The sequence below is a fragment of the Thermosynechococcus sp. TG215 genome (assembly GCF_031583455.1).
GTDB lineage: Bacteria > Cyanobacteriota > Cyanobacteriia > Thermosynechococcales > Thermosynechococcaceae > Thermosynechococcus.
In genome coordinates this window covers 2,233,315-2,258,381 of the sequence record NZ_CP134178.1, presented here as the reverse complement: position 1 = coordinate 2,258,381, position 25,067 = coordinate 2,233,315, and the positions used below count along the sequence as shown (strand labels likewise).

Below are 25,067 nucleotides of genomic sequence, written 5' to 3'. Positions count from 1 at the left end.
GGAGATTTAAGGTTAAGGTCTATATGGGCTGACCTCAATTGAATACCCTGATCATGGCATCACTTCTTGGCAGGGCTAGCTTTCCTAATCTTTTCTTTATATTTATGTTACCAAGGTCTGATCTTTCGTTACATGTCTTAGAGTTTCGCAGTATTGTCCTGAAAACTCCCCTGTCCTCATCACAAGAAACGCCCCTAAATCCCGTAGTATTAAGATGTATGTCGCAAATCTTAAAAATTTCTGAGGTATGACCGCCGAAACCCCTGATGTTGCGCCCTTAGATCGGTTTGAGTGCCGTGCCTGCGGCTACATCTATGAACCCTCAAAGGGAGACGAGAATCGCTCGATTCCGCCGGGGACAGCCTTTGCTGATCTCCCCGTGAACTGGCGGTGTCCAGTGTGCAGTGCTCCGAAAAAGCAATTTAGCAACATTGGACCTGTGGGATCCCCCTCAGGCTTCAAGGAAAATCTGAACTACGGCTTGGGTGTGAATCGCCTCACCCCCGGCCAAAAAAATATCCTCATTTTTGGTGGTCTTGCCCTTGCCGTTCTTTTTCTACTGAGTTTCTATAATGTTCGCTAAACAAATTGACAGTTATTGGCAAAAAATGAAAGGAATCAAGTTCCTGCATTGGCTACTGGTGACCGTTTGTATCTGGGTGAGCCTGAGTACCTCTGCCCTTGCCATCCCCGCCTTGGACTACAACCCTTGGGAAGCCATCCAACTACCAACCACTTCAACCATTCTCGATATGAGCTTTATTGACCGTAATCACGGTTGGTTGGTGGGTGCCAATGCCACACTAATGGAAACTCGCGACGGTGGCCAAACGTGGGAACCCCGTACGCTGGTGTTAGATAATCCCGACTATCGCTTCAACAGCGTTAGCTTCCAAGGGAACGAGGGTTGGATTGTCGGTGAGCCACCGATTATGCTGCACACGACCGATGGCGGCCAATCTTGGAACCAAATTCCCCTCGATCCTAAACTACCGGGTGCGCCTCGCTTCGTGAAAGCCCTTGGCAGCGGCGCTGCGGAAATGATGACCGATGTAGGCGCCATTTACCGTACCAAAGACAGCGGCAAAAACTGGCAAGCATTAGTCCAAGAAGCCATTGGGGTCATGCGCAACCTCAACCGTTCGCCCTCTGGTGAGTATGTGGCTGTCTCCTCGCGGGGGAGCTTTTATTCCACGTGGCAGCCGGGACAAACCGCTTGGCAACCCCACAACCGCACGACCTCGCGCCGTGTCCACAATATGGGCTTTACTCCGGATGGTCGGCTCTGGATGATTGTCAATGGCGGTAAAATTGCCTTCTCTGATCCAGACAATTCCGAAAACTGGGGAGAACTGCTGAGTCCCCTGCGTCGCAATAGTGTTGGCTTCCTTGATCTGGCCTATCGCACACCCAATGAAGTATGGCTAGCAGGGGGTGCCGGCGTGCTGCTCTGTAGCCAAGATGGTGGCCAAACGTGGCAGCAGGATGTGGACGTGAAAAAAGTCCCCTCCAACTTTTATAAAATTCTTTTCTTTAGTCCTGATCAAGGGTTCATTATTGGCCAGAAGGGGATCTTGCTGCGGTATGTGACTGACTTGACGGCTGCTTCGGCGTAACGTAGAAAATAACTGCCGAGCATCTGGTAAAGTCTGGTTATGAACTCCAGCAGCACTTCATTCTCCCTCCATGAGGGTAGTAGTTTCTTGCGCAATATCTGGTACTATGGCCTGCCAGCCGCTGACCTCAAGCCGGGTCGCTGCCAAGCCAAGGTGCTTTTAGGGGAGCCTATTCTCTTCTGCCGTACCACTTCAGGCAAGCCCTTTGCGCTGCGCAATCTCTGCCCTCACCGTGGCATTCCCCTGCACTATGGTCACTTTGATGGGGAAGAGGTGGAGTGCCCCTACCACGGCTGGCGCTTCAATGCCCATGGCCACTGTACACTGATTCCCTCCCTGACCAGTGATAGCGATGTGGATCTCAAGCACTTTGGTGTGTTGAGCTATCCGGTGCGCGAGGTGCAGGGTAATCTCTGGATTTTTTTCCCAGCCAATGAGCGTGATGTCAGTGAACCGACCCTCGAGGTGCCGCTGGTTCCCGGATTTAGCGCTGAGACCCAACCTCAAGCGGTGCAAAAATTCATCTTTCCGGGACATTTGGATCAGGTGTTTATTAACTTTATGGATCCCTCCCATGCGCCCTTTGTCCATGGGGCGTGGTGGTGGCGTAAGCGGGGCAAGCTCTTTGAGAAGGCAAAAACCTTTGATCCGTCGCCCTATGGCTTTACCATGCGGCGGCATCCCCTCCTGCGCAAGTCGTGGGCACACCATATTCTGGGCGGCCACCCGGAGGTGGAAATTATCTATCGGCTGCCGGGGATTCGCATCGAAACCAACTATAGCGATCGCCACACCTTTTGCTTTCTGATTACCCTTACCCCCATTAACGATCAGGAGACTGAACTCACCGCCACCTACTACTGGACCTTTCCATGGCTCGCCCCCCTGAAACCCTTACTGGCTCCCTTAGCGCGGGAATTTCTCAACCAAGATTTGCGCATTGTGGCCAAGCAAAGCGAAGGCCTAAAGTACAAGCCACCGTTGACGCTTATCAAGGAGGCCGATTACCAAGCTAAATGGTATTACCAGCTTAAGCGGGAGTACGAGAAAGCCACCCAAGAGGGACGGGAATTTGTCAACCCCTTGAAAACCCAAGTCCTACGCTGGCGCTAAAGGCAGCAGCCCCTCTGGTACGATCAGAGGGTTAGATCCTTCACACTGGCTGTACCTATGCTCCTAGACCTATCGGGAAAACGCGCCCTTGTGACCGGCATTGCCAATAATCGCTCCATTGCTTGGGGGATTGCCCAACAGCTCCATGCAGCAGGTGCTGAACTGGCAGTGACGTATCTTCCCGACGAGCGGGGAAAGCTGAAGCAAAAGGTCGAGGAACTGACAGCCCCCCTTGCCCCCAAGTTGCTCCTGCCGCTAGATGTGCAGCAACCTCAACAAATTGACGAGACCTTTGCGGCGATTCAATCCACATGGGGTGGCTTAGATATTTTGATTCATTGCTTGGCCTTTGCCCAAAAAGAAGATCTCAGTGGTGACTTTTCCGCCGTCTCCCTTGAAGGCTTTAATCTCGCTCTCGACATCAGTGCCTACTCCCTGATCTCTCTCAGCCGTGCCGCTAAACCATTGATGACCAACGGCGGGTCAATCATTACCCTGACTTATTTGGGGGGTGTACGGGTTGTGCCGAACTACAATGTCATGGGGATTGCCAAGGCAGCCCTAGAAATGAATGTGCGCTACCTCGCGGCAGAATTGGGGCCTCAGAAGATCCGTGTCAATGGTATCTCCGCTGGTCCAATTCGCACCTTGGCTTCCTCAGCAGTGGGGGGCATTCTCGACATGATTCACCATGTGGAAGCCACAGCTCCGTTGCGGCGCACGGTGACCCAAACAGAGGTGGGCAACACAGCAGCCTTTCTTGCCAGCGATCTAGCCAGTGGCATCACTGGTCAAATTCTTTATGTGGACGCCGGTTACTGCATCATGGGCATGTAAATAAAAGCCATGCGCTAGAGTAGAGTCAGCGAGTTATTGACGAGGCAAAGCATGGGTTTACTTGATCGTGTCGGCATGGTGATTCGCTCTAATCTCAATGCCATTGTCAGTGCTGCTGAAGATCCAGAAAAAATCCTTGAGCAAACAATTATTGACATGAACGAGGACTTGGTGAAGTTGCGCCAAGCCGTTGCTCAAGCCATTGCTGCTCAGAAACGACTAGAGCAGCAGTACGCCCAAAATCTTAAGGATTCCCAACAGTGGGAAGAGCGGGCACGTCTTGCCCTCAGTAGAGGAGATGAAGCCCTCGCGTTGGAAGCCTTGAACCGTAAGAAAACTGCTGCAGATACCGCTGCCGCCCTTAAAGCCCAAGTGGATCAAATGGCAGTCCAAGTAAAAACCCTTAAGGACAACTTGACCGCCCTTGAAAGCAAAATTTCTGAGGCGAAAACGAAGAAGGAAATGCTCAAAGCGCGTGTCCGGGCAGCCAAAGCCTCTGAGCAGATTCATCAAGCGGTCAGCAAGGTGGGTACCTCCAATGCGATGGCGGCATTTGAGCGTATGGAAGATAAAGTCCTGCAAATGGAAGCCCGCTCCCAAGCGATCGCTGAACTGAGTGGCGATACTCTCGAAAGTAAATTCCAAGCGCTCCAAAGCAGCGCCAACAAACAAGATGTGGAATTTGAACTGCTAGAAATGAAGCGGCAAATGGGCTTATTGCCCGATGCCCCCTCTGCGGGGACACTCCCCCAGACCTCCAGTGGCAGCAGTCAGTTAAATATTAATATCAACGTCTCTACCCCCGAAGTGCAGGACGCGCCACGCCCCAGTGCATCCTCTCAAAGTAAATCTATTGATGACGATATGGCAGAACTCCGCCGCCTACTGGATAGTTAACTCAAATGGGTCGCCTGGGATTCGAACCCAAGACCAATCGGTTAAAAGCCGAGTGCTCTACCGCTGAGCTAGCGACCCACGCTGTTTCGCAGCTTTTCCAGTATAGAGAAAACCACCTTGAAAGACAAGGGGTTAGGGGCAAAGCCAGTGGGGAAATTCACAAAATTGTTCTCGGCTGAGGAGATGGATGCGCGGTTGTGCCTCGGCTTGGGCGCGATCGCCAGCAGTGGTATAGCCCCATGTCGCCAAGAAGAGTTCTGTTTCCCCTAGCGCCGGTGTAGCCGCAACCTGTAACAGTGCCCCAAGGCGATCCTCAACAAACCACAGGGGAGCGCCATAGGTTGACTGCAGCACCTCAAGAATCACAGGCTTTGGCTGCCGTTGCTCTTTGCCATAGATCGCCGCTGGGGGAAAGGAAATGCCCGCTTGCTCCAGCAAATAGGTAACAAAGCGCTGCTCCTTGGTGGTGACAATGGCGAGGGGTTGACCTTGGGCTTGCCAGCGTTGTAAAGCGGCTATGACACCGTCATAAAAGTCATGGAGTGCTAGCCAGCTTTGCCAGTCCGTTGCAATCCAGCGATCGCGCAGGCCGTCCACTCGTTCTCCCAAATCGGTGGCAGTGAGATGGTAGGTAGCAAGTAGGCGATCGCGCACCTTTGGCCAGTTTTGGAGAATCTCTTGAGTAGAGGTGCCTTCAACAATTGCTCGCAACAGGAGTGGCATTTCCCAACCCACCGTAATCACAGGGCGCAATTGACCAAATTGCCTTTCTAGTTCCTCTAGGGAAAGCGCAAGGGGCTGCTCAGGCCACACCTGCTGATACACCTGCCAACTGGTTTGAAAATATTCCCGCAGGCCATTGCAGAGGACGCCATCAAAATCTAAGGCCAGTAATGAGGGTAATATTTGTGACATTGCTGTCTAAAACCTAACTGGGGCGGGAGGATTCGAACCCCCGAATGGCGGGACCAAAACCCGCTGCCTTACCGCTTGGCGACACCCCATTGCGTTGCTTTGTTAGCATAGCAAGTTTGGCTTGGTTTGTTCAAGGGATGGACTGATTTTTTTTCGTGCCTAAATGCTGTAATACAGGGGAAAGGACTTTGCCTCCCGTGGCTTAATAAAGACCTGCTGTTGGGGTTCAAGGCGCAGCTCGTCAAATCGCTCTCGCGATAGGTGTGCCATCAATTCCTGCCCATCGTCTAGGCGCAGTTCCACCTGAATTTCCCAACCCAAGTGAATGATGCGGTGAATGCGAGCTGGGACGGTGTTACCATTGGGACTTGTCTCAATAATGATGTCGCGCGGGCGCAGAAAAATATCGCAGTGGGGGGCTGTGTCTTCGGTGGGCTGAAAAACACGGGAGCGCACGACGTTCACAGGGCCAATAAAGCTCATCACAAAGGGGCTAGCGGGATGGTCGTAAATTTCCGCGGGGGTACCCACCTGCTCCACTTGACCTTTGTTCATGACCACGATTTGATCGGCCACTTCCATGGCTTCCTCTTGGTCATGGGTCACGAAGACCGTTGTCACATGGACATCATCGTGGAGGTGGCGTAGCCATGCTCGCAGTTCCTTACGTACCTTGGCATCGAGGGCACCAAAGGGTTCATCCAGCAATAGCACCTTGGGTTCTACGGCAAGGGCACGGGCAAGAGCCACCCGCTGGCGTTGTCCGCCAGAGAGCTGAGAGGGGTAGCGATCGCCCAAGCCAGCCAACTGCACCAACTCGAGCAACTCCTCAACCCGAGCTTTGATCTTGGCACGGGGCACCTTGCGCAGCTCTAGGCCAAAGGCGATATTTTGGCGCACAGTCATGTGCTTAAAAAGGGCATAGTGCTGAAAGACGAAGCCAATATTACGCTCTTGGACACTTTGATAGGTGGCGTCCTTGCCCGTGAGCAGAATCCGGCCAGTGTCGGGCATCTCTAAACCCGCAATCAGCCGCAGTAAGGTTGATTTGCCAGAACCCGAAGGCCCCAACAGCGCCACCAAAGAGCCACTGGCAATATCCAAATCCACCTGCTTGACCGCTTGAAAGGAGCCAAAGGACTTAGAAACGTTTTCAATAGTGATGCCCATAGCACTGCCAGCAATACTCTAGTTTCTCTATAAGATTACCGTAGTTTTGAAGCCCTGTGTCTTTGCCCACAGGGCAAACGCATACTCAGACAATGGCATGGCAACGCACCACCTGTGCCAACCGCTCTACCCCACCGTCAAGACTGAGTAGAATACAGGTGCCGTGGATTGCCCTTGAGGCTCAAAACATATAGCTATTCCAATAAAGAATGAGACATTATCCAGCACAATACTTGCGAATCACCTCATCAATCGAACTGTTTGACCCTGCATACCCCCTCTCATCGATAGACACCACCGTTTCCTCCCCATGGCTCTCTACCCATGTGTTGAGCTGCTGTTGATACGCTTGTCGCTCTTCTTCACACCCTTCTTGGTAACGTATCTGTTTTTTTTCGGGTGATGCCCATCTGGGCGAGGGCATAACTAATGGTGGAAACTTGGACGCCAAATCGCTGGGCACGGTCGATTAAACGGTCATCGGGATGGGCAGCAACATCCGCTGCTAAGGCCGCCCAATCCAGTTTCCAAGGACGACGGGGGACAACCGTGGGCGCTAAGTCCTCTCGCTTCAGCCAGCGATGGATGGTGGCGCGGCTCACCTGAAAGATTTGAGTCGCTTCACTGATTTTGCCACCTTGCTGGATATAGGAGACAACCCGCTCTCGTCAGTCCAAGCTATAGCTCATGTTCTTGAGTAAGATTCATGACGCTTTGAGTATAGCCTATCCCTCTTGAAAATATCTCACTCCCTTTCGAAATTAATAGGAGCTGATGCAGGTGGTGTGTTCACCTGTTGCTTGAGGCCATCTATTTTTCGCTGAATACTGGAAATAGCAAAAAAGGGGAGTAACGGGATTGACCCCAAAAAGCCGATAACTAAGCAGCTAAAGACCACATCTTGCCACTCGTGTAGAATACCGTTCGCCACCAAAAATAGGGGAATAGCAGTTACACCAAGATACAGAAGAATAAATAGCCCCTGCAAAATCCTTGGCCAGACCCAGTTCCCTAGAGAAATGCCAACCACGATGACAATAATGCCCAGAACCGCCATTTCCCACTCGGTTAGGGTGTCAATATTACGCAAACTCTGAAGCAAAGCATCAAAACTTGGCAAGTCTGGCAACACAGCAATCACTCCAAATCAAAGGGCTACAAAATTTTCCTAGGCACTAGCATACACTCAAATAAAATGGGGTCAATCAACATTACAAAAATATTTTTGAGACTGCCTTCGATGGCGATCGCATCCCATCAACGATGATCCTGACGCTTGGGGGTGCCAATCTTTAGATTAACTTTTGTTGCGTAGTTAAAATTCTCTGTTCATAAGTCCTGTAAGTGGTGTAAGATTGGCAGTGTCCCTCTAACGGCTGCAATTGTGAATTCGCCGCACACCTTCACATTAGGCTTGCGTAAGCTTGGCCTACAAGTCATGACTGAGTGCTCTCCAAATTCATGATTAGCAATTTGTAGGGTTCACTCTAGCAATTAAAATACTGATGAACTGTTGGGAGAAGAGTCTTATGCATCACCCCTGTTTTCTGAGGCTAAAGCTCTACCCAATAAGTTTATTTTTGACTGCTGCCAGTGGTCTATTGCCACTCCTAACGGCTCAGCGCGCCCATGCTCAAACTTCACCTCAAACCAGTAACATCAACGTTCAGGCGACGGTGAAGGCAGCCTGTGTGATTAAGGGTGTTCAGGATATTAACTTTGGCACCTATGATCCCCTCGGTACCCACTACACCCAAGCGCTAGATGCCCAAGGTCAGGTGAGTGTGCAATGCTTACCGGGCACCCAAGCAACCATTCGGCTGAATCAGGGGAGTTATCCTGCTGCTTTGTCCAGTTGTCTTGTACCGCTGCGGCGTATGGCTTCTGGCTCCGCTCGCCTTCCTTATTTTTTGTATCGGGATAGTTCTTACTCCCCTCTTGACATTTGGGGCTGTAACTTCCTGAATGATGTGGACTACAGTGCGACCAATGCTAGCGTCAAAGACATTATCGTGTACGGTCGCATCCCATCGGGTCAAGCTCTTGCACTTTTAGGGACTCTGAATCAACTGACACCGGGTACTTATATCGATACGGTTCAGATTATTGTTTCTTTCTAAAGGAAAGATAAAACCTCCGTGAAATCACGGTAGGCAAGGGGGGGATGCTGTAGTATTGTTACTGCTAGTATGTGTTGCAAGCTCACCGCGAGTTATCCCTAAAGGTTTGCTACATTCAGTATTAGAGTAACATCAAAAATTGGGGTCTAAATTTTTTGCTGTTCTCATAAGGGGGTTTGACGATGACTTTCTCATTCCTGCTCAAACGGATTTTTCTCGGTCTATTTCTTACTGCGGCGGGGGGCGTACTGCCTCTGTTAATGGCACAGGCTGCCAAAGCCCAAACTTCGCCCCAAACCACAAATATCCAAATTCAAGCAAACGTCAACCCAGCCTGCAAAATTACGGGTACTCAAAATATCAACTTTGGTACCTATGATCCATTGGGTGCCCACGCAACAACGCCCTTGGATGCCCAAGGTGAAGTGAGTGTCAAGTGCTTACCTAAGACTCAAGCGACTATTAAGCTGGACGAAGGAAGCAACGCTTCATCGAGCTCTTCTTGTACTGCTCCTCTGCGCCAGATGGCCAATGCGGATGCTCGTCTTCCCTATGGATTATACAAAGATGCTGCGAGAAGTGAAGTTTGGGGCTGTGATCTCAGTAATGCTGTCGAGTACACAGCACCCAATGCATCTCCTGCAAACTTCCCCATCTACGGTCGGATTCTCGCAGCAGATAACTTACCGTCCGGTACTCTAGATCAGCTAAAACCCGGTGCCTATATTGATACGGTTCAAGTCACTGTCTCGTTCTAGCGTGCGCTTTCTATTGGGGTGGCGGTTTGCCCTGCTGGCCACAGTCATTGCCCTTGGCATGGCTTCAAGGGTGGGAGCACAATCCTCGGAGTTTTATCTGAATGCGGTGCAGGTGTTTCTCTCACCGCGTCAGCGAACGGCATTGTTGACCCTGACCAATACGGGGCAGGTGCCGATTAACTTTGAGATTAGTGTCCGCCGCTGGCAGCAAACCGCCGATGGCCAAGAGGAGCTAACGGAAAGCGATGGCAATGTCGTGGCTTTCCCTGTCTTGCTGTCGGTACCGCCAGGAGAACAGCGGACTTTACGGGTTGGGGTACGGCAACCGGCAACCACTGAAGAGCAAACCTATCGCCTCCTAGTGACAGAATTGCCCCCAGCCAATGTGCCAGAAACCCAAGGGGCTGCCATTCGCATTATCAAGACCTTTAGCCTGCCCGTTTTTGTCCAACCTGCCAATATCCAGCGCCAAGGCGAAATTTTGAATGGTCGGGTTGAAGGGGGCAAATTAAGTTTTGTACTCCGCAATCGTGGTAATGTTCACATTCAAACCCTTGGCATAACCGTACAGGGGCTGAATGAGCGGGGGACGGTTGTTTTCGAGCGGACGCTAGATTCTGTGTATGTTTTGGCCGATCGCGATCGCCCCTTTAGGAATATTCCTCTACCACAAACCAACTGTGCCCAAGTGCGCCAAGTCAAATTACAGTCTGTGGGCACCAACCCCTCCCTTACAACTGAAATTTCTACTCCCAACGGCGTTTGCGTTTAGTAGCCTCCTGATGGCTGCTCCAGTCTCTGCCCAAGCAGAAGTCTCTGCCATTTATACCCTTGAGGTGAATCGCGTTACCAAGGGGGATGTGATTGTTTTGGTGCGTGGCGATGATGTGCTCATCCCTTTGCAGGATCTAGTGAATGCCGGTCTGAGGGAGATTGGCGGTCGCCGCGAAATCATCCAAGGCATTGAGCACGTCTCCTTGCAGTCGTTGGCACCGCAGATGACATTCCAGCGGGATGATGCCAACTTAGTGCTACGGTTACAGGTGGGAGCAGCCCAACTGCCACAAACGGTCATTGACTTTAAACCGAGTAATGAACCGCCGGGGATTCGCTATAGCCAACCCTTAAGTGCCTACCTGAACTATGGTGTTTTTTGGAATGACTTTGAACAACTGACGGCTGCCAGTGAAGTGGCGATTAGCTTTGGTGGCAATGCCCTCACCTCAACGCTGGGGTTGACTGCCGATGGCAACCTGCAACGGGGACTCACCGCTTTTAGATTGGATCATCGGCGCCATCTCACAACTTTGACCCTAGGGGATGCGTTTATCAGCAGTGACCTGTTGGGCGGGGGTGGCCTTTGGGGGGGCATTGTTTGGGAACGCAACTTTGGCCTTAGCCCTTACCTGATTCGCCAACCCGCCTTTGACTTTCGGGGTGAGGTAACCACCCCCAGCAGCGCAGAAATTTACCTGAATAACTTGCTGATTCGGCAGGTGACGTTACCGCCGGGGCCGTTTATTCTCAAAAATTTGCCCGCCTTTGGGGGCTTTAATCGCTTGCGAATTGTGATAAAGGATGCTGAGGGCAATCAACAGGTCTTTAGCCGTAATTTTGTCCAGTCGTTTACGTTATTGCGCCCTGGACTATCGGAGTTTATTGTGGCTGCCGGTGCCGAGCGGGAAAATTTTGGCACGGAGAATTTCAGCTACGGAGATCAGGTGCAATTTTTGGCGGCCTATCGGCAGGGCATTTTGAATAACTTGACCCTAGGGGCACGTCTGGAAGGCAATGGCGATCTTTTGAATGCGGGCTTGAACCTGAGTACGGCGATTCCCATTGGCACGCTGGATGTGGCGGCGGCGGTGAGTACCACTGAGGGAAAATTGGGGAGTGGGGTTGCTGTTGGCTACAACTATCCGGGGCGGTGGCTGGCCTTTGGTGGTGGGGTGCGCCTCCTCAGTGGCAACTATGTCAATACTGGCTTGGGTTTGGGGGACGATCGCCCGCAGTTAGAGGGCTTTGCCAATGCCACTCTGAATCTGGGGTCGCGGGTAACAATCAGTGGTCAGTACTTTTTTACCAATCCCCGCGATCAAGTGGTGCGGCAACAGGCAACGATTCTCGCTCAAGTGCAACTCCGCCGCAATCTCAGTCTATACCTGCAAGGTTCGCGCTTCCTTTCTGGCAGTGATCAGCCAGTGAACCAAATCAGTGTTACGTTTAACTACTTTCTGAACAATGCAGTGACACTTAACACTGGCTGGCTGCAACAGGGAAATCAGGGGGTTCCTTTCCTCAACGTCTCGCGATCGCTCCCGGTGGGCGTCGGCTATGGCTATCAGGGACAGGTGCTTCAGGCCAATGAGCGGGTCTTTGTCAGTGGCACATTTTCTTACAATGCCCCTTGGAGCCGCTACCAAATTGGCTACGCGCAGGCAGGGGATACAGGACAGGCGCAAGTGGTGGTGGAAGGGGGATTCGTCACAATTGGCGGTGAAGTTTTTGCCACGCGACCGGTGCAGGGAAGTTTTGTTTTGGTAGATGTGCCCAATGTGGGGGGTGTGCGCACCTACTTAAGCAATCAGGAAATTGGTCGCACGAATCGTCGCGGTAAAATTTTGATTCCAGACTTGCTGCCCTACTACGGCAATGCCTTGCGGATCGAGGATCAGGATATTCCCATTGATTTTGCCATTGGCCGCACCGAGCTACTGATTGCACCGCCTTTTCGTGGGGGAGCGATCGCCCGCTTTGATGTCCGCCCCAGTCGCAACTATGTCGGACGAGTGGTGATTTTGCGGGGCAGTGAGCGAATCATTCCCAATTTGGGACAACTCACCCTAGAACGCAACAAGGAAACAATCCTATCGCCCCTCTCGCCAAGGGGAGAATTTTACTTTGATACCCTAGAAGCAGGAACCTACACTGCTGAAGTGACCTACGAGCAACTGCGCTGTACGTTCCAACTGACACTGCCACCCAGTGACGATCTCTTTACTGATGTAGGGGAAGTCTCATGTTCGTTGCCCGACTCGCCACGATAGGATGCATCACTGGCTTCAGTTGCCTTGGGTATTGGGCAGCCGCACAGGCTCAGGGGACGGGTTGTCAGTTTCAAAGTGTGACCGGGTTAAACTTTGGGAGCTATGATCCTTTTTCGCCCATTCCTCTGGATACCACTGGTCAAGTCCAATTTGTCTGTGTGGGGGGTGGGGCTGGTCGCTTTAATAACCGCCCCGTAACGGTTCAACTAAGCCAAGGGGGCAGCAATAGTTTTACACCGCGACAAATGAGCAGTGGGAGCGATCGCCTGAACTATAACCTCTATCTTGATGCTAATCGCAGTATCATTTGGGGCGATGGCACAGGGGGCACACAGCAACGGGGGCCGTTTATTCCCGGCAACAATGTCCTCAATACACTGACGATCTACGGTCGCATTCCTGCCCAGCAGTGGGTTGCCCCCGGCCTCTACACCGACTCACTGCGGGTGACGATTATTTTTTGATGTTTTAGAGGCGTCTAGGGGGGTGGGTTGAGTCGCGCCACCAAGGTTTCCGGATGCAGCGCCGAGAGGACAACAATCTCCCCATCCAAGACCAGTACGGCACGAGTCCGCCGTCCGTGGGTGGCATCAATGAGATGATGATGCTGCCGTGCTTCGAGAATCAGGCGTTTAATCGGGGCAGAGTCGGGGCTGACGATCGCCAGCAGTCGCTGCGGCGAGACATAGTTGCCAAAACCAATGTTTAGCATTCCGCCCGATGGTAGTCCTGAAGTGCCCGTACCCCGAGGGTTGAGGTTTGCAGGGTTTTAATGGCGGCAGCCGTTGCCTTTGCACCGGCGATCGTCGTCACAATTGGAATCTTGTAGGCAAGGGCGGTGCGACGAATCAATTGGGCATCGGTACGGGCTTCCTGACCCGAGGGCGTATTCAGAATCAGGTGAATCTGCTCATTTTTAATCGCATCGAGGACATGGGGACGCCCTTCATGGAGCTTGAGGATGAGTTCAATATTACTCAGACCCGCCTCAAGCAGAGCATTGCGGGTTCCTTCGGTGGCAATAATCCGAAAGCCGAGGGACTGCAACTCCTGCACCACGGGCACAATCGCTGCCTTGTCGCGATCGCTCATCGATACAAAAACAGTTCCTTTCAAAGGTAACCTTTGATTGGCCGCCAGTTGAGACTTGGCATAGGCAGCACCAAAGGTCATGTCAATCCCCATCACTTCACCCGTAGAGCGCATCTCTGGCCCCAGTACCGTATCCGTACCGGCAAATTTTTCAAAGGGCAGAACCGCTTCCTTAACAGCGACATGGTTGGGAATCTTCTCATCGAGGAAATTGAGTTCTGCAAGCGTTTTGCCTGACATCAGGCGGGCAGCCATTTTAGCAAGGGGAATGCCGATCGCCTTGGAGACAAAGGGCACCGTACGGGATGCCCGCGGGTTGGCCTCCAAAATATAGACCTGCTCCCCTTGTACTGCCAGTTGTAGGTTCATCAGCCCCACCACTTTGAGGGCCTTGGCGAGGGCAATACTCCACCTGCGAATGGTCGCCAACACGGTAGGAGAAAGGGATTGGGTGGGCAAGCTACAGGCAGAATCCCCAGAGTGAATTCCCGCTTGCTCGATGTGTTCCATAATCCCGCCAATCACCACGGTACCGCTGGCATCAGCAATGGCATCCACATCCACTTCAATGGCGTTTTCCAGATACTTATCAATGAGAATTGGTCGCTCTGGCTCCACCTGCACGGCTTCGTTCATATAGCGTTCCAGTTCGGCATCGGAATAGACGATTTCCATGGCGCGACCGCCGAGCACATAACTGGGGCGCACCACTACGGGGTAGCTAATGCGCTGGGCAATACTCAGGGCTTCGGCGTAACTGCGAGCGGTGCCATTGGGGGGTTGGGGGATATTCAGCTCCCGCAAGATTTTCTCGAAGCGTTCGCGGTCTTCGGCAATATCAATGCAGTCGGGCGAGGTGCCCCAGATTTGCGTTCCGAGGCGATCGCCATGGGTTTCGAGGTACTGCTGGAGGGGTAAGGCGAGTTTCAGCGGCGTTTGACCGCCAAACTGAATAATAATGCCGACGGGGCGCTCCACCTCAATAATGTTGAGGACATCTTCCTTCGTCAGGGGTTCAAAGTAGAGGCGATCGCTGGTGTCGTAATCCGTGGAAACCGTTTCAGGATTGGAGTTGACCATGATTGTTTCATAGTCATCCGCCCGCAGCGCGTAGGAAGCATGGCAGCAGCAGTAATCAAATTCAATCCCTTGACCAATGCGGTTTGGCCCTGAGCCAAGAATCATTACCCGCGGCTTGCGGGGGGGCAGCACTTCCGATTGCGGGGGCAGTAATTCAACATCGCCGGTATCGGGGTTAATTTGCTCCACCGGCCGCTCATAGGCGGAGTAGTAGTAGGGGGTGTAGGCCTCAAACTCGGCGGCACAGGTGTCCACGGTTTTATAGACGGGAACAACACCGAGGGATTGGCGATAGGCCCGCACCTGATCATCGGTGGTTTTGGTGGCGTAGGCAATTTGGGCATCACTAAAGCCCTGCTGCTTGACCCGCCAGAGATCATCAGCGGTGAGTTGCTCTAGTTTGCTGCGCTTGAGGAATTTTTCCGTTTCTAGGAGTCCCTGCAGCTGCCGCAGGAACCACGGATCAATGGCGGTTAGTTCATAAACCTCTTCAACGGTCATCCCCAAGAGGAAGGCGTGGCGAATGGCAAAGATGCGATCGGGATTGGGTGTGCGCAGTTTCCCCCGCAGTTGTTCAAGGCTGGGGAGTTTTTCGGGGCGATCGCACCCCCAGCCGGCGCGTCCGGTTTCCAGCGATCGCAGGGCTTTTTGCAGGGACTCTTGGAATGTGCGGCCAATGGCCATGGCTTCACCAACGGACTTCATTTGGGTGGTCAGCACCGGCTGCGAGCCGGGAAACTTCTCAAAGGCAAAGCGGGGAATTTTGGTGACCACGTAGTCAATCGTGGGTTCAAAACTAGCGGGGGTTTTCTTGGTAATGTCGTTGGGGATTTCCGGCAGCGTGTAGCCCACAGCCAATTTCGCCGCCATTTTGGCAATGGGAAAGCCAGTTGCCTTAGAAGCGAGTGCTGAGGAGCGCGAGACACGGGGATTCATTTCAATCACGATCACTTCCCCTGTTTCGGGGTTAACGGCAAACTGAATGTTTGATCCGCCCGTTTCTACGCCAATTTCCCGAATGATTTTGATGGCAGCATCCCGCAGCCGCTGATACTCTTTATCCGTCAGGGTTTGCGCTGGTGCGACAGTGATGGAGTCCCCGGTATGGATACCCATGGGATCCACGTTCTCAATGGAGCAGATAATGACCACGTTATCGGCGATATCCCGCATGACTTCTAGCTCATATTCTTTCCAGCCAATCAGGGACTGCTCAATGAGAATCTGCGAGACCGGGCTAGCCTCCAGACCAGCAGCAGCAAGCTCTTCAAATTCCTCTTGGTTATAGGCAATGCCACCACCGCTGCCCCCCAAGGTAAAGGCCGGTCGAATAATCAGGGGATAAACCCCAATCTCTTGGGCGATCGCCCGCGCCTCTTCGAGGGTATTGGCCAAGCCCGACGGACACACCCCCACCCCAATGCGCTGCATTGCCTCCTTAAAGAGCTTGCGATCCTCGGCCATTTCAATGGCGGGTAATTTGGCACCAATCAACTCCACGCCATAGCGATCCAGCACCCCCGATTTTGACAGAGCCACCGCCAAGTTCAGCGCCGTTTGTCCGCCCATGGTCGGCAGTAGGGCATCGGGGCGTTCGGCGGCAATGACTTTTTCCACCATTTCCGGGGTGAGGGGTTCAATGTACGTGCGATCGGCGGTCTCGGGATCCGTCATGATGGTGGCGGGGTTGGAGTTAATCAGGATCACCTCGTACCCTTCCTCGCGCAACGCCTTACAGGCTTGGGTTCCCGAATAGTCAAATTCACAGGCTTGACCAATGACAATCGGACCCGAACCAATAATGAGAATTTTTGAAATATCGGTACGACGAGGCATAGGGACAACGCAGCCAAAGGATTTCAATCACGCCTTCCCTATCCTACACTCCCCCTTGAGATCGCGCCTGTTCTGTTAAGTTGAAAATCACTAGGTCACCAGCTCTGAGGGCGATTGGTGTTAGGATTTACTCACATTCCTATGAGGGTGGGACACATTCCAGCGACTGCGACCCCACAGCAATGTCAAGATCAACGACGGTACGCCAACATCGTAAAGCCAAATCCCCCAGCCAGCATTGTAGGGGGCAAAATTTCCCAGCAACATCTGTTGGTAGTGGCCATAGGCACATCCCAACACATAGACCGAGAAACCAATCCCTGTTGCTGACCAGAACAATCCTCGTTGCCAAATGCAGAGCAGGCCAAGAATCCCAAAGGCCAGATTCGCCATTGCGACCTCAAATTGGAAAGGACTCCCCGGTAACCAGCCAATTTTGCGAGCCGTCGCTGCAGCATCAAACGTATGCACCAACGCACTCATCACCCCCCCAATTCCCACAAAAATAACCAGTAGGTACAGCAAGCTGACATGGATGATCCCTGCCCGTGTACGCTGGTGAGGCTGTCGCCACAAATGCAGACCAATGCCAAGAATAGTCATCAGACTATAAAAAAGCCAAATCATGGTTGCATCCCTATAACAGCAGCAATAGAAAAACGATGACCCTTTTGTCAAACAGGGGGTACGTAAAGTAAAGGGGAGGTCATCCCGTTCCCTAGGAACTTTCACCGTTTTGAGCCTATTCTATCCGAGTGAAGAGGAGAAGCTATCAGTGTTCCCAAAAGTACCTCTCAAGGAATGCTGCTGCCGCTAGGGAGTGGGGGTCGCAGATCCGGATCGCACGGCGGCAAGGGTTTCTGCTTGGTAAACCGTACCCGTTGACTCCACCAAACCAGCAATGCAGAGCTTGACATTGCGATTGTGCTGAACGAAGACGCGAAACCCTCCTTTGTTGGTGCCACTGTCAACAGCGCCCGGCAAGTTATTGGTGCAGTTGGGACTCGTGTTGGCAATGCCATCAATCAACGCATTGGGGGTAGAGTCATCAATTTTTTGGCGATAGAGAATCATCGGGCCTCGCCACACCACATTGCTCGTCTTGGGACGGGTGTAATAGGCCACACGGGTCGTACTGGCGAGGGTGCCGTCGTTCTGTTCCTCTAGGTTATCCGCTGGTTTTTCTATAAACATCACCAACTGGTAGCCACCACTGGGAATGACCCAATCTGGGGGTGCCGTGGTTGAGATGCGAATGGCTGAGCGAATATCATCGGAGATAAAGTCGAGGGCGCGGCTGAGGTTCATGCGGGTAATTGCCTGCTCTTCAACACGACGATTGTTTTGCAGGATAGCCACCATTGCCCAACCACTCATGGCCACAACAATACTGCCAACGGCAGCCGCCACCAGTAACTCCGTCAATGTAAAGCCGCGATCGCTTCTGCGCCAACCCTGCATATCTGTGCCCCTCTAGTTGCGTGCTTGACAGTTATCGGCAGTTGCACCCGTGGTGTCCGTTGCAAGGTAATTGCCCGTGCGCATAATCCCCAATCCCAAGGACACCACCAAACAGCGCTGTAGGGTTGGATGGCTTATGGAGGCAATCACAATCGTGCCTGTACTACTGGTGCGCCCCTGAAAGCCAAACCGTATAGACGCAGCACCCGTTTCTCGACGCAGGGTTACATTTTCCAGTTGGCGGGAGCCATTGGGCAGACATTGGGGTGGATCTCCCGCGATAGTGGGATTGGTGCCTGTGTTAATCGTCACTCGACAGGCTTGGTTGCGTCGCATTGCCTCCCGCTGCGCTTCCCGTAGTGCCCCCTCTAAGCTTTCAAGAGCTTGGTTGACCCGCTGCGTTTCTAGCCAATAGAGAAAGCTCGGCGTGACAGCCACCGCTAAAATCGCTGCCACCGTCAGGACAATCAGGATTTCAATCAGGGTCATGCCCTGCTCACGGACAGCGGAAAAACGCATTGGGCACCACCTCGGTTGATAGTTGAGCAACGACGCGGTTGTTACTATTGCGCACAGAATAGGCCAGTTCTAGGGTTTGGAAAGGTGCCTCAGCACGGGTGGTGGGTGTGCGCGTCATCGTAAACGTGTCATTGACAATGGGGCGACTATTATTGCTGCTGTTCATCGGCGGAATCAAGGTTTGCAGGTAGGCACCAAAGCCACCATCAATGCCATTGGTTTCATTGGCTTGAATCCGACAGCGGGCATAGACACGAGTACCCGCCCCCCGATAGCCCCCTACTGGCGAGTCCAAGGTAATCGTGTTGGCTGACATAGAGACAATACGGCGTGTGCCCGAGTCCGAACCAATGAGAACGCGATCGCCCACTCGAAACCCATCCGTGGGTGAAGTTACTGGACAGGCACCCCCGGTGCGATACTCTGGGGGCATGGCTTGATCGTAGTCACTTTCACCCGATTGAATGAGTGCCAGTGTTAAGGTGGTGTCATTGCCTTGGGCGGGTGCTGCCAGCTTGCGTTGGGCAAACTTGGTTTGGCAGAGATCGTAGGCAACAATTTTGATATTTTCTAGATCATCTTGAATCCAGTGACTGGCCTCGGCAAATTTACGGGCATCCGCTTGGAAAAAGGCAGCGACAACAATGGCCTGCATCGCCGCTAGGGTAAAGAGGCTAATCACCAGAATGGAAGCCAAGACCTCCGCAAGGGTAAAGCCTTGGGAACGTTGCTGCACCAGCCAGTGGAAATAGAACTTACGACGAGTCATCAACATTACCTCCGAATTTAGTACTGGGCTAGGCGGTTCCAGTTGCTCGCTTCGGTGGTGCGTGCCACAACAATTGAAGCATTGGCATAGTTGCCTCCCAAGGCTTCCGGTAGGCGATCGGGCACCCTGATTTCAGCATTGTTGGAGCTAGAACCATTCCACGTTTTTGCCCAAACTGCACCGAAGATATCTGGCTCGCGACTGCCGCCATTGATGCCTACCTTCGCATCAGGCGCATAAACAAAGACACTTCCTACTGTGGAGCCACCGCTAAGGGTGAATTCTTGGTCAGGTATCGCATTGGTTGGGTCTGGGGGATTGCCATAGATGCGTAGGCGATCGGGCGTGCCGACACCACTGGGAAGTCCCATATTAGCGTCGGTACCGCAGGTGGAACTATTGGGGCTACAGGTGTTGTCAATCCCTGCATTACCACTGAGGGAGATGTTGCCACTGACGTAGAGGCGAATGGCATAGTTCGTCGTATTAAATGTCACCCTCTCGTTACCACTGAGGTTAATGTTGCGAATGCGATAGGCGTAATAGACTTTCTCTGGGTTGACAATTCGCTCCCCGGGGCGTAGGGGATCAGGGATAAAGAAGGGAATGTTGGGGTCAGGGTCAACGTAGGGGCGATCGCCCGGACGGGGAAAGTTTTGGTCAGTTGTTCTACCTGTAATGTCCTGTGAGTCTTGGGGAGGATTTCGGCCTTGTCCTGGAATCGGAAAGTTGGCGTAGGCACCTTGACTGTAGCCGCCTGCCGCTTGCAGGGCTTGCTGAAAGTCGGTAATTTGACTGGATGGCAACCAACTGGGTAGCGTAGTCAGGGGAACACTCCCTAGCACGGAACCACCCACCGCATCAGGTGCTATAGGAAAAGGCGGTAGGTTAATCTTGTTGATGGCGATCGTCCCCTCAATAATCGCGTTATTGAGCGCTCCGATGGCACTGCGCAGTCCCTGTTGGGTCGGCTGGCCATTTTGGCACTGGGCTTGGGGAACCACACAGTTGGCAGGATTGGTGCAGATCACATTGCCGTTGACGGTGCCAAAGACATCATTGTTGCCGAGGTTAATGCTTTGTGCCAGCAGGCCAGGGAAGTTGGAGGGCACGCTGCGATCCGTAATCACCATCTTTTGCAAGATGAAGGCATTCGCCGGCGAGTTATTGGGCAAGCGACCTTCGATCAACAGGTGTCCTGTTTGCGTTGGCGCATCGTAGAGATAGGAGAGAATACGGTAATTGCCCTGCACAGGGGTGCCAATTGTGCCGTTGAGGACAATCGTATTTAGGTTATCGAGGGTAAAGCAGGGGGGCGCATCAGAATCAAGGCTCGCCGCTGTCCATTCATTTACAGCAGGAACATTCAAACCCGTGGTATTGGGCTGACCCACTTTTGTTGCATCCGCTGCGCGACTGATCAGGTAGGGGCGGGCAGGATTAAAGTTCGTATTGTTAGCGGGGTTATAGGTGCGGCGCAGCAGAATCTGGTAGTTGCCATTGAGTAAGCCAAGGGTACGAGCCATACCGCCCTCAGCCACCGCAAAGGCCTGCTGGGTTTGTTTTTGCAAGCTAGCAGTGCTCACATCCAGTTGCGATCGCGAGAGCAGGGTTAGGGCAACCACGATCATGATCAGTCCCATGCCCAAGACCAAAGGCAGAGTAAACCCCCGCTGCCGCCGCCGATACCCCGGACGGGGATAGCGACGTTTCAGTGAGCGCACCAGTTTTTTCATCATTGGCCTGTCCTCTATTGCCCCAACCTTTGCTCTATCAATATATCTTGACTACGAGAACTTCGTTGCTGCTGATGCTGTGTTGAATACGCCCTCAATTTTTGGCTTTTATACACAGTTGATATAATTTAACCGCAAACTTGAGAGAGGTGATGTAATCTCGCTCACATCCATGTCCTGCTCCCTATTATACCTTTTCCCAAAAGGCTCCATTTCAAGAGTACTCCAGTATATGCAGTGGCGAATCTCTCTGTTAGGGACAAGTCCAAGCCTTATCAAATTCACTCATACTGGGCTTCAGCGTAAATAAAAGCGTAAATAAACTTGAATAACTCTCGCACAAAGGAGCAACCTCTTGAGGAGACATGGGTACTCACGCTTTAGGGATTGGTGTAATTTGCAGCAAGCACACACCTCACTCCCTACCGAGGCACTGGCGGCACTGACAACATTTCTAACGATGGCCTACATCTTGCCCGTCAATGCACAAATTCTTTCCAATGCCATTTTTCGCGAGCAACCACAAGATTTGCAGGCGGAGTTGGTGATTGCAACCGCCGTGTCTGCGGCAGTGGGTAGCATGCTGATGGGGACTTGGGCAAATTACCCGATTGCGTTGGCCCCCGGCATGGGCATCAATGCCTTTTTTGCTTTTGCGGTGGTGGGGCAAATGGGGCTGCCTTGGCCATTGGCGTTGAGTGCTGTCCTCCTAGAGGGCATTGTTTTTGTGCTGCTCACCTTGACGGGGGTGCGATCGCTGATTGTAAATATGATTCCCATGTCCTTGAAGGTGGCGATCGCTGCCGGGGTGGGGCTATTTATCGCCTACATTGGCCTTAGCAATGCGGGAATTATCATCGCTGATGCCGCCACGAAAACAAAACTCACCACCTTTCAGACATGGCCACCCATCCTCGCTGCCCTTGGGATTCTTTTGACAGCCTTTCTTTGTGCTAAGGGGGTGCGGGGGGCGATTTTTTGGGGGGTGATGATCACCGCCTTAGCTGCATGGCTAGTGGGGGCTGCCCCTTGGCCGACAGGTTTGATCCAATGGCCGCAATGGCCGTCCCATCTCTTTGGTCAAGCCTTGGCGGGTTTTGGACAATTGCAACCGCGGCAGTTGGGGTCTTTTTTCTTGGTCACCTTGGTACTGCTTTTTACCGATATGTTTGACACCGTAGGCACGCTCTCTGCGGTGGGGGTACAGGCGGGGTTTCTCAATCAGCAGGGACATTTCCCCCGCGCTTTGGGAGCCTTTATGGCAGATGCGGTGGGGACAATTGTTGGCGCCCTCTTTGGCACTTCCACCGTGACCACCTATATTGAATCGGCAGCCGGAATTGCCGTGGGCGGCCGGACAGGACTGACGGCTTTAATGGTTGGCGGATTGTTTTTGCTCTCACTGTTTTTTTTGCCGATCACAACCGCGATTCCCAGTTTTGCCACGGCACCAGCGCTAGTGCTTGTCGGTGTCTTTATGGCGCGATCGCTCCCAGACATTCCCTGGTCTGATCTCACGGAAGCAATTCCTGCTTTTTTAGTGGTGTTGGTGATGCCCTTGAGCTACTCCATCAGTGAGGGGCTAGCAGTGGGATTTATTAGCTATCCAATCGTGAAATGGGCGGCAGGCAAAGGGAGGGAAGTGCATCCTGCCCTCTGGGGATTGGCGCTTATCTTTATTGCCCACTACTTTTGGCGTTAGACAAGATCTAAGATAGGATGCTTCTGAACTGATTGGAAACACACTACCTATGGATCTCAAATCCCTGATTCGTGATGTCCCAGACTTCCCTAAGCCGGGCATTTTGTTTCGGGATTTAACAACACTGCTGCAAAATCAGGCGGGGCTGCGCTACGTCATTGACCAATTGGTGGAAAAACACGCCAACGAGGGCATTGACTATGTGGCTGGTATCGAGTCGCGGGGCTTTATTTTTGGTGCCCCCTTGGCCTATCGACTGGGAGCAGGCTTCATTCCTTTACGCAAACCGGGTAAACTTTGTGCTCCCGTCTATGCGGTGGAGTATGAACTAGAGTATGGGCGCGATCGCCTCGAGATGCACCAAGATGCTGTAGAGCCAGGTCGGCGGGTACTCATTGTTGATGACTTGATTGCCACTGGAGGCACAGCGGCAGCAGCGGCGGGTCTGATCCAAAAAGCGCAAGCTGAACTCCATGGCTTTGCCTTTATCGTCGAGCTGACGGACTTGGGGGGACGACAAAAGTTGCCCGATGTGCCGATTACCACCCTTGTAACTTATTAGGTTTATTAAGTGTGACTGACTAGGGCGTTACCACGTCACGCGATCGCGCAAGCGTTCGAGGAGCTTCGGCCCGACACCGGGGACAGCATCTAGATCGGCCAAGGATTGAAAGGGCTTTTGCTCGCGAGCACGGATAATTTCAGCCGCCAGTTTGGGGCCGACGCCCGGTAGGGTTTGCAGTTCCTCTGCGGTGGCCGTGTTCAAGTTCACCCGTGTAGTCGGCGTGCTGGCACGATTTCCTGAAGAGGGGGCAGGTCGGGTGGCAATCTTACCACCACAGGCGGTCAACTGCTGCTGAATGCGATCGCGAATATGCTGCGGCAGACCCAAACGACTATTGCTATAGAGGCGCTCAAACTCCCGTTCGTAGTGAGCTGCAACCGTAGGATGCTCGATGACCAGCAAGAATTCATCATTGCCGCGGTTGGCCGCCTCGGACCAGTTGTGGGAACCCACAATCAGCGTGCGATCGTCAACCACGCCATACTTGTGGTGCAGCTTATCGCCTTCTGGTAGGAGGGGGGTGCCCACCGTTTGAATGGGGTTTTGCCACGGGCGGTTGCCGGCTTCGTAGTAACAGTTGCCTTGACGGGCTTGGGCAGTATTGGCCATCGCTACCCCCATCATATCGAGGGCTTCGCTAAAGTCACGGTAGATAAATCCTGAGTCAATGAGGGCACGAATGCTAACCCCTTGGTTATGGCGTTCCTCAAGCACGTAGGACAACTCCTGATCGGAGAAAACAAAGAGCGCCATATCAATTTTTTGGCGTGCTCGACGTAGTGTTTGGCCAATCAAGCCATTGGTAGAGGCCGCCCAGGGTTGCGATCGCGGGGTTGGTGAAAAGCGCACCGTGACCATGGCATCGCCCACCACCACCCGTTGAGGGGGACGCACTGGCTTTTTGACCCCAAAGCGACTGTTGGGCTGACCACCGGGACCATCCCCCCACATAATGTTGAATTCCTCAGTAAATAGGCGTGCCACGGCGGGGCTATCAATCACCAAGAGGGAGTTGGCATTGCCACGGGTATCGGGTCGTCCCAAGTCGCCATGGACATCACTGAGGGTAAAGTTCGCTGTAGTGGCAATGACTTGGCGATTATCAATCACGATAAACTTGTGGTGCATGAGCATACTGCCTTTAGAGCCATCGGCAGTGTCATCAATCCAAGGAATCTTGGCCTCGTTGAGAATCGTCTGCACATCGCGATCGCTGAGTTCCGCTGCACTGAGTTGGCCATCGCCATTGGTATCCACGAGGGCTTTCCAGTCGTTGTAGCGCTCCCGCATTCTCCGATCCATGGCGCTCACTTGCGCAGGGCTGTAGGTTGCCCAAGGCGCAGTGTAGGTATTTTCCATCACCACTCGTACCCGCACTCCCGCCTGCTGCCGTGCTACTAGGGCCTTGGCCAGATTGGGTAGGCGAAACTCCTGCACCGCCACATCAATCGTCTTTTGTGCCTTGGCAATCTGCTCAATCATGATTGCCTCAAGGTCTTCCCCTTCACGGGTATAGGGGCGATAGGGTTCTTGATAACTGTGGGCTTGGGAGTGATTCATGTGTACCGCGATTTGCGGATGTTGAGGCAGCGGGTCTAGGGCAGGGCGGAGAATTGGGTGCGATCGCAATTGAGTGAGCACCACAGCCGCAATCAACAGCCCCAATAGAAACAACAGCAGATACACACCGTGTCGCCGCCATTTAAGCTTTTGCCAAAACACGCTGACTTCCCCAATGCTTGTCCCAATTCTAGGGCTCTCTTTTTCGCCTCAAGGTGTTCTGCGCTGCATCGGTTGCCACGGGCGCTTGGCTAGGATAGAGGCGATGCTTTTG

General features: G+C 52.8%; 24 protein-coding genes and 2 tRNA genes. 12 read left to right on the top strand and 14 right to left on the bottom strand.

The window, feature by feature from the left end:
• The first annotated feature begins 247 nt into the window (after positions 1 to 247).
• The 5 genes from RHJ02_RS11045 (at position 248) to RHJ02_RS11025 (ending at position 4,463) form a co-directional block, all read left to right on the top strand.
• Complete coding sequence (locus RHJ02_RS11045) at positions 248 to 583, top strand: rubredoxin (RefSeq protein WP_149819429.1); 336 nt, start codon at positions 248 to 250, stop codon at positions 581 to 583.
• Between the two features lie 25 nt (positions 584 to 608).
• Positions 609 to 1,616 carry a photosynthesis system II assembly factor Ycf48 gene (locus RHJ02_RS11040; RefSeq protein WP_255521456.1) on the top strand — a complete coding sequence of 336 codons (1,008 nt, stop codon included), beginning with the start codon at positions 609 to 611 and terminating at the stop codon, positions 1,614 to 1,616.
• Positions 1,617 to 1,703: 87 nt separating this feature from the next.
• Positions 1,704 to 2,729, top strand: coding sequence for an aromatic ring-hydroxylating dioxygenase subunit alpha (locus RHJ02_RS11035; protein WP_310822122.1), 1,026 nt, complete (start codon positions 1,704 to 1,706; stop codon positions 2,727 to 2,729).
• Positions 2,730 to 2,786: 57 nt separating this feature from the next.
• On the top strand, positions 2,787 to 3,566 hold the full coding sequence (fabI, locus tag RHJ02_RS11030) for an enoyl-ACP reductase FabI (protein ID WP_206200197.1): 780 nt from the start codon (positions 2,787 to 2,789) through the stop codon (positions 3,564 to 3,566).
• Between the two features lie 51 nt (positions 3,567 to 3,617).
• Entirely contained in the window at positions 3,618 to 4,463 is an 846-nt protein-coding gene (locus tag RHJ02_RS11025) for a PspA/IM30 family protein (protein ID WP_206200196.1), read from the top strand.
• Positions 4,464 to 4,469: 6 nt separating this feature from the next.
• Here RHJ02_RS11025 and RHJ02_RS11020 read toward each other — a convergent pair.
• From RHJ02_RS11020 to RHJ02_RS10995, 6 genes are all read right to left on the bottom strand, one after another.
• A tRNA-Lys gene (locus tag RHJ02_RS11020) sits at positions 4,470 to 4,541 on the bottom strand.
• A 54-nt stretch (positions 4,542 to 4,595) separates the two neighbouring features.
• Positions 4,596 to 5,378, bottom strand: coding sequence for an HAD family hydrolase (locus tag RHJ02_RS11015; RefSeq protein ID WP_206200195.1), 783 nt, complete (start codon positions 5,376 to 5,378; stop codon positions 4,596 to 4,598).
• A 17-nt stretch (positions 5,379 to 5,395) separates the two neighbouring features.
• A tRNA-Gln gene (locus tag RHJ02_RS11010) sits at positions 5,396 to 5,467 on the bottom strand.
• Between the two features lie 70 nt (positions 5,468 to 5,537).
• A complete protein-coding gene (locus RHJ02_RS11005) occupies positions 5,538 to 6,548 on the bottom strand; it encodes a sulfate/molybdate ABC transporter ATP-binding protein (RefSeq protein WP_206200194.1) in 1,011 nt (336 codons plus the stop codon).
• 362 nt (positions 6,549 to 6,910) lie between these two features.
• On the bottom strand, positions 6,911 to 7,177 hold the full coding sequence (locus RHJ02_RS11000; protein ID WP_399373393.1) for an IS630 transposase-related protein: 267 nt from the start codon (positions 7,175 to 7,177) through the stop codon (positions 6,911 to 6,913).
• A 116-nt stretch (positions 7,178 to 7,293) separates the two neighbouring features.
• On the bottom strand, positions 7,294 to 7,680 hold the full coding sequence (locus RHJ02_RS10995; RefSeq protein ID WP_302678312.1) for a hypothetical protein: 387 nt from the start codon (positions 7,678 to 7,680) through the stop codon (positions 7,294 to 7,296).
• A 448-nt stretch (positions 7,681 to 8,128) separates the two neighbouring features.
• Here RHJ02_RS10995 and RHJ02_RS10990 point away from each other — a divergent pair, with 448 nt between their 5' ends.
• The 5 genes from RHJ02_RS10990 (at position 8,129) to RHJ02_RS10970 (ending at position 12,937) form a co-directional block, all read left to right on the top strand.
• Positions 8,129 to 8,668 carry a spore coat U domain-containing protein gene (locus tag RHJ02_RS10990; RefSeq protein ID WP_206200193.1) on the top strand — a complete coding sequence of 180 codons (540 nt, stop codon included), beginning with the start codon at positions 8,129 to 8,131 and terminating at the stop codon, positions 8,666 to 8,668.
• A gap of 182 nt (positions 8,669 to 8,850) precedes the next feature.
• On the top strand, positions 8,851 to 9,426 hold the full coding sequence (locus RHJ02_RS10985) for a spore coat U domain-containing protein (RefSeq protein WP_206200192.1): 576 nt from the start codon (positions 8,851 to 8,853) through the stop codon (positions 9,424 to 9,426).
• 1 nt (position 9,427) lies between these two features.
• Positions 9,428 to 10,198 (top strand): molecular chaperone, encoded by a 771-nt coding sequence (locus RHJ02_RS10980; protein WP_206200191.1) that lies wholly within the window; start codon positions 9,428 to 9,430, stop codon positions 10,196 to 10,198.
• A 10-nt stretch (positions 10,199 to 10,208) separates the two neighbouring features.
• Positions 10,209 to 12,473 carry a fimbria/pilus outer membrane usher protein gene (locus RHJ02_RS10975; RefSeq protein ID WP_310800219.1) on the top strand — a complete coding sequence of 755 codons (2,265 nt, stop codon included), beginning with the start codon at positions 10,209 to 10,211 and terminating at the stop codon, positions 12,471 to 12,473.
• Entirely contained in the window at positions 12,446 to 12,937 is a 492-nt protein-coding gene (locus tag RHJ02_RS10970) for a spore coat U domain-containing protein (RefSeq protein WP_310800218.1), read from the top strand. Before RHJ02_RS10975 ends, RHJ02_RS10970 begins: the two co-directional genes overlap by 28 nt.
• Positions 12,938 to 12,951: 14 nt before the next feature.
• Here RHJ02_RS10970 and RHJ02_RS10965 read toward each other — a convergent pair whose 3' ends face one another.
• The 7 genes from RHJ02_RS10965 to RHJ02_RS10935 form a co-directional block, all read right to left on the bottom strand.
• Positions 12,952 to 13,185, bottom strand: coding sequence for a DUF370 domain-containing protein (locus tag RHJ02_RS10965; RefSeq protein ID WP_149819402.1), 234 nt, complete (start codon positions 13,183 to 13,185; stop codon positions 12,952 to 12,954).
• Positions 13,179 to 16,481 carry a carbamoyl-phosphate synthase large subunit gene (gene carB / locus RHJ02_RS10960; RefSeq protein WP_310800217.1) on the bottom strand — a complete coding sequence of 1,101 codons (3,303 nt, stop codon included), beginning with the start codon at positions 16,479 to 16,481 and terminating at the stop codon, positions 13,179 to 13,181. The genes RHJ02_RS10965 and carB overlap by 7 nt, the downstream gene beginning before the upstream one ends.
• Before the next feature lie 120 nt (positions 16,482 to 16,601).
• Positions 16,602 to 17,108 carry a DUF6790 family protein gene (locus RHJ02_RS10955; protein ID WP_149819398.1) on the bottom strand — a complete coding sequence of 169 codons (507 nt, stop codon included), beginning with the start codon at positions 17,106 to 17,108 and terminating at the stop codon, positions 16,602 to 16,604.
• Positions 17,109 to 17,294: 186 nt separating this feature from the next.
• Positions 17,295 to 17,942, bottom strand: coding sequence for a prepilin-type N-terminal cleavage/methylation domain-containing protein (locus RHJ02_RS10950; RefSeq protein ID WP_310744553.1), 648 nt, complete (start codon positions 17,940 to 17,942; stop codon positions 17,295 to 17,297).
• Between the two features lie 12 nt (positions 17,943 to 17,954).
• A complete protein-coding gene (locus RHJ02_RS10945) occupies positions 17,955 to 18,461 on the bottom strand; it encodes a GspH/FimT family pseudopilin (protein ID WP_310743054.1) in 507 nt (168 codons plus the stop codon).
• Positions 18,439 to 19,230: a prepilin-type N-terminal cleavage/methylation domain-containing protein gene (locus RHJ02_RS10940; RefSeq protein ID WP_206200185.1), complete on the bottom strand. Its 792-nt coding sequence runs from the start codon at positions 19,228 to 19,230 to the stop codon at positions 18,439 to 18,441. Before RHJ02_RS10940 ends, RHJ02_RS10945 begins: the two co-directional genes overlap by 23 nt.
• 17 nt (positions 19,231 to 19,247) lie before the next feature.
• Entirely contained in the window at positions 19,248 to 20,969 is a 1,722-nt protein-coding gene (locus tag RHJ02_RS10935; protein WP_310800216.1) for a hypothetical protein, read from the bottom strand.
• Positions 20,970 to 21,363: 394 nt separating this feature from the next.
• Here RHJ02_RS10935 and RHJ02_RS10930 point away from each other — a divergent pair, with 394 nt between their 5' ends.
• Together RHJ02_RS10930 and RHJ02_RS10925 are read left to right on the top strand one after the other, a co-directional pair.
• Positions 21,364 to 22,668, top strand: a complete 1,305-nt coding sequence (locus tag RHJ02_RS10930; RefSeq protein ID WP_206200183.1) for an NCS2 family permease — start codon at positions 21,364 to 21,366, stop codon at positions 22,666 to 22,668.
• Between the two features lie 49 nt (positions 22,669 to 22,717).
• Positions 22,718 to 23,230, top strand: a complete 513-nt coding sequence (locus RHJ02_RS10925) for an adenine phosphoribosyltransferase (protein WP_206200182.1) — start codon at positions 22,718 to 22,720, stop codon at positions 23,228 to 23,230.
• 27 nt (positions 23,231 to 23,257) lie between these two features.
• On the opposite strand, the gene RHJ02_RS10920 is transcribed toward RHJ02_RS10925, so the two are convergent.
• A complete protein-coding gene (locus tag RHJ02_RS10920; protein ID WP_310800215.1) occupies positions 23,258 to 24,955 on the bottom strand; it encodes a phospholipase D-like domain-containing protein in 1,698 nt (565 codons plus the stop codon).
• Positions 24,956 to 25,067 lie beyond the last annotated feature (112 nt).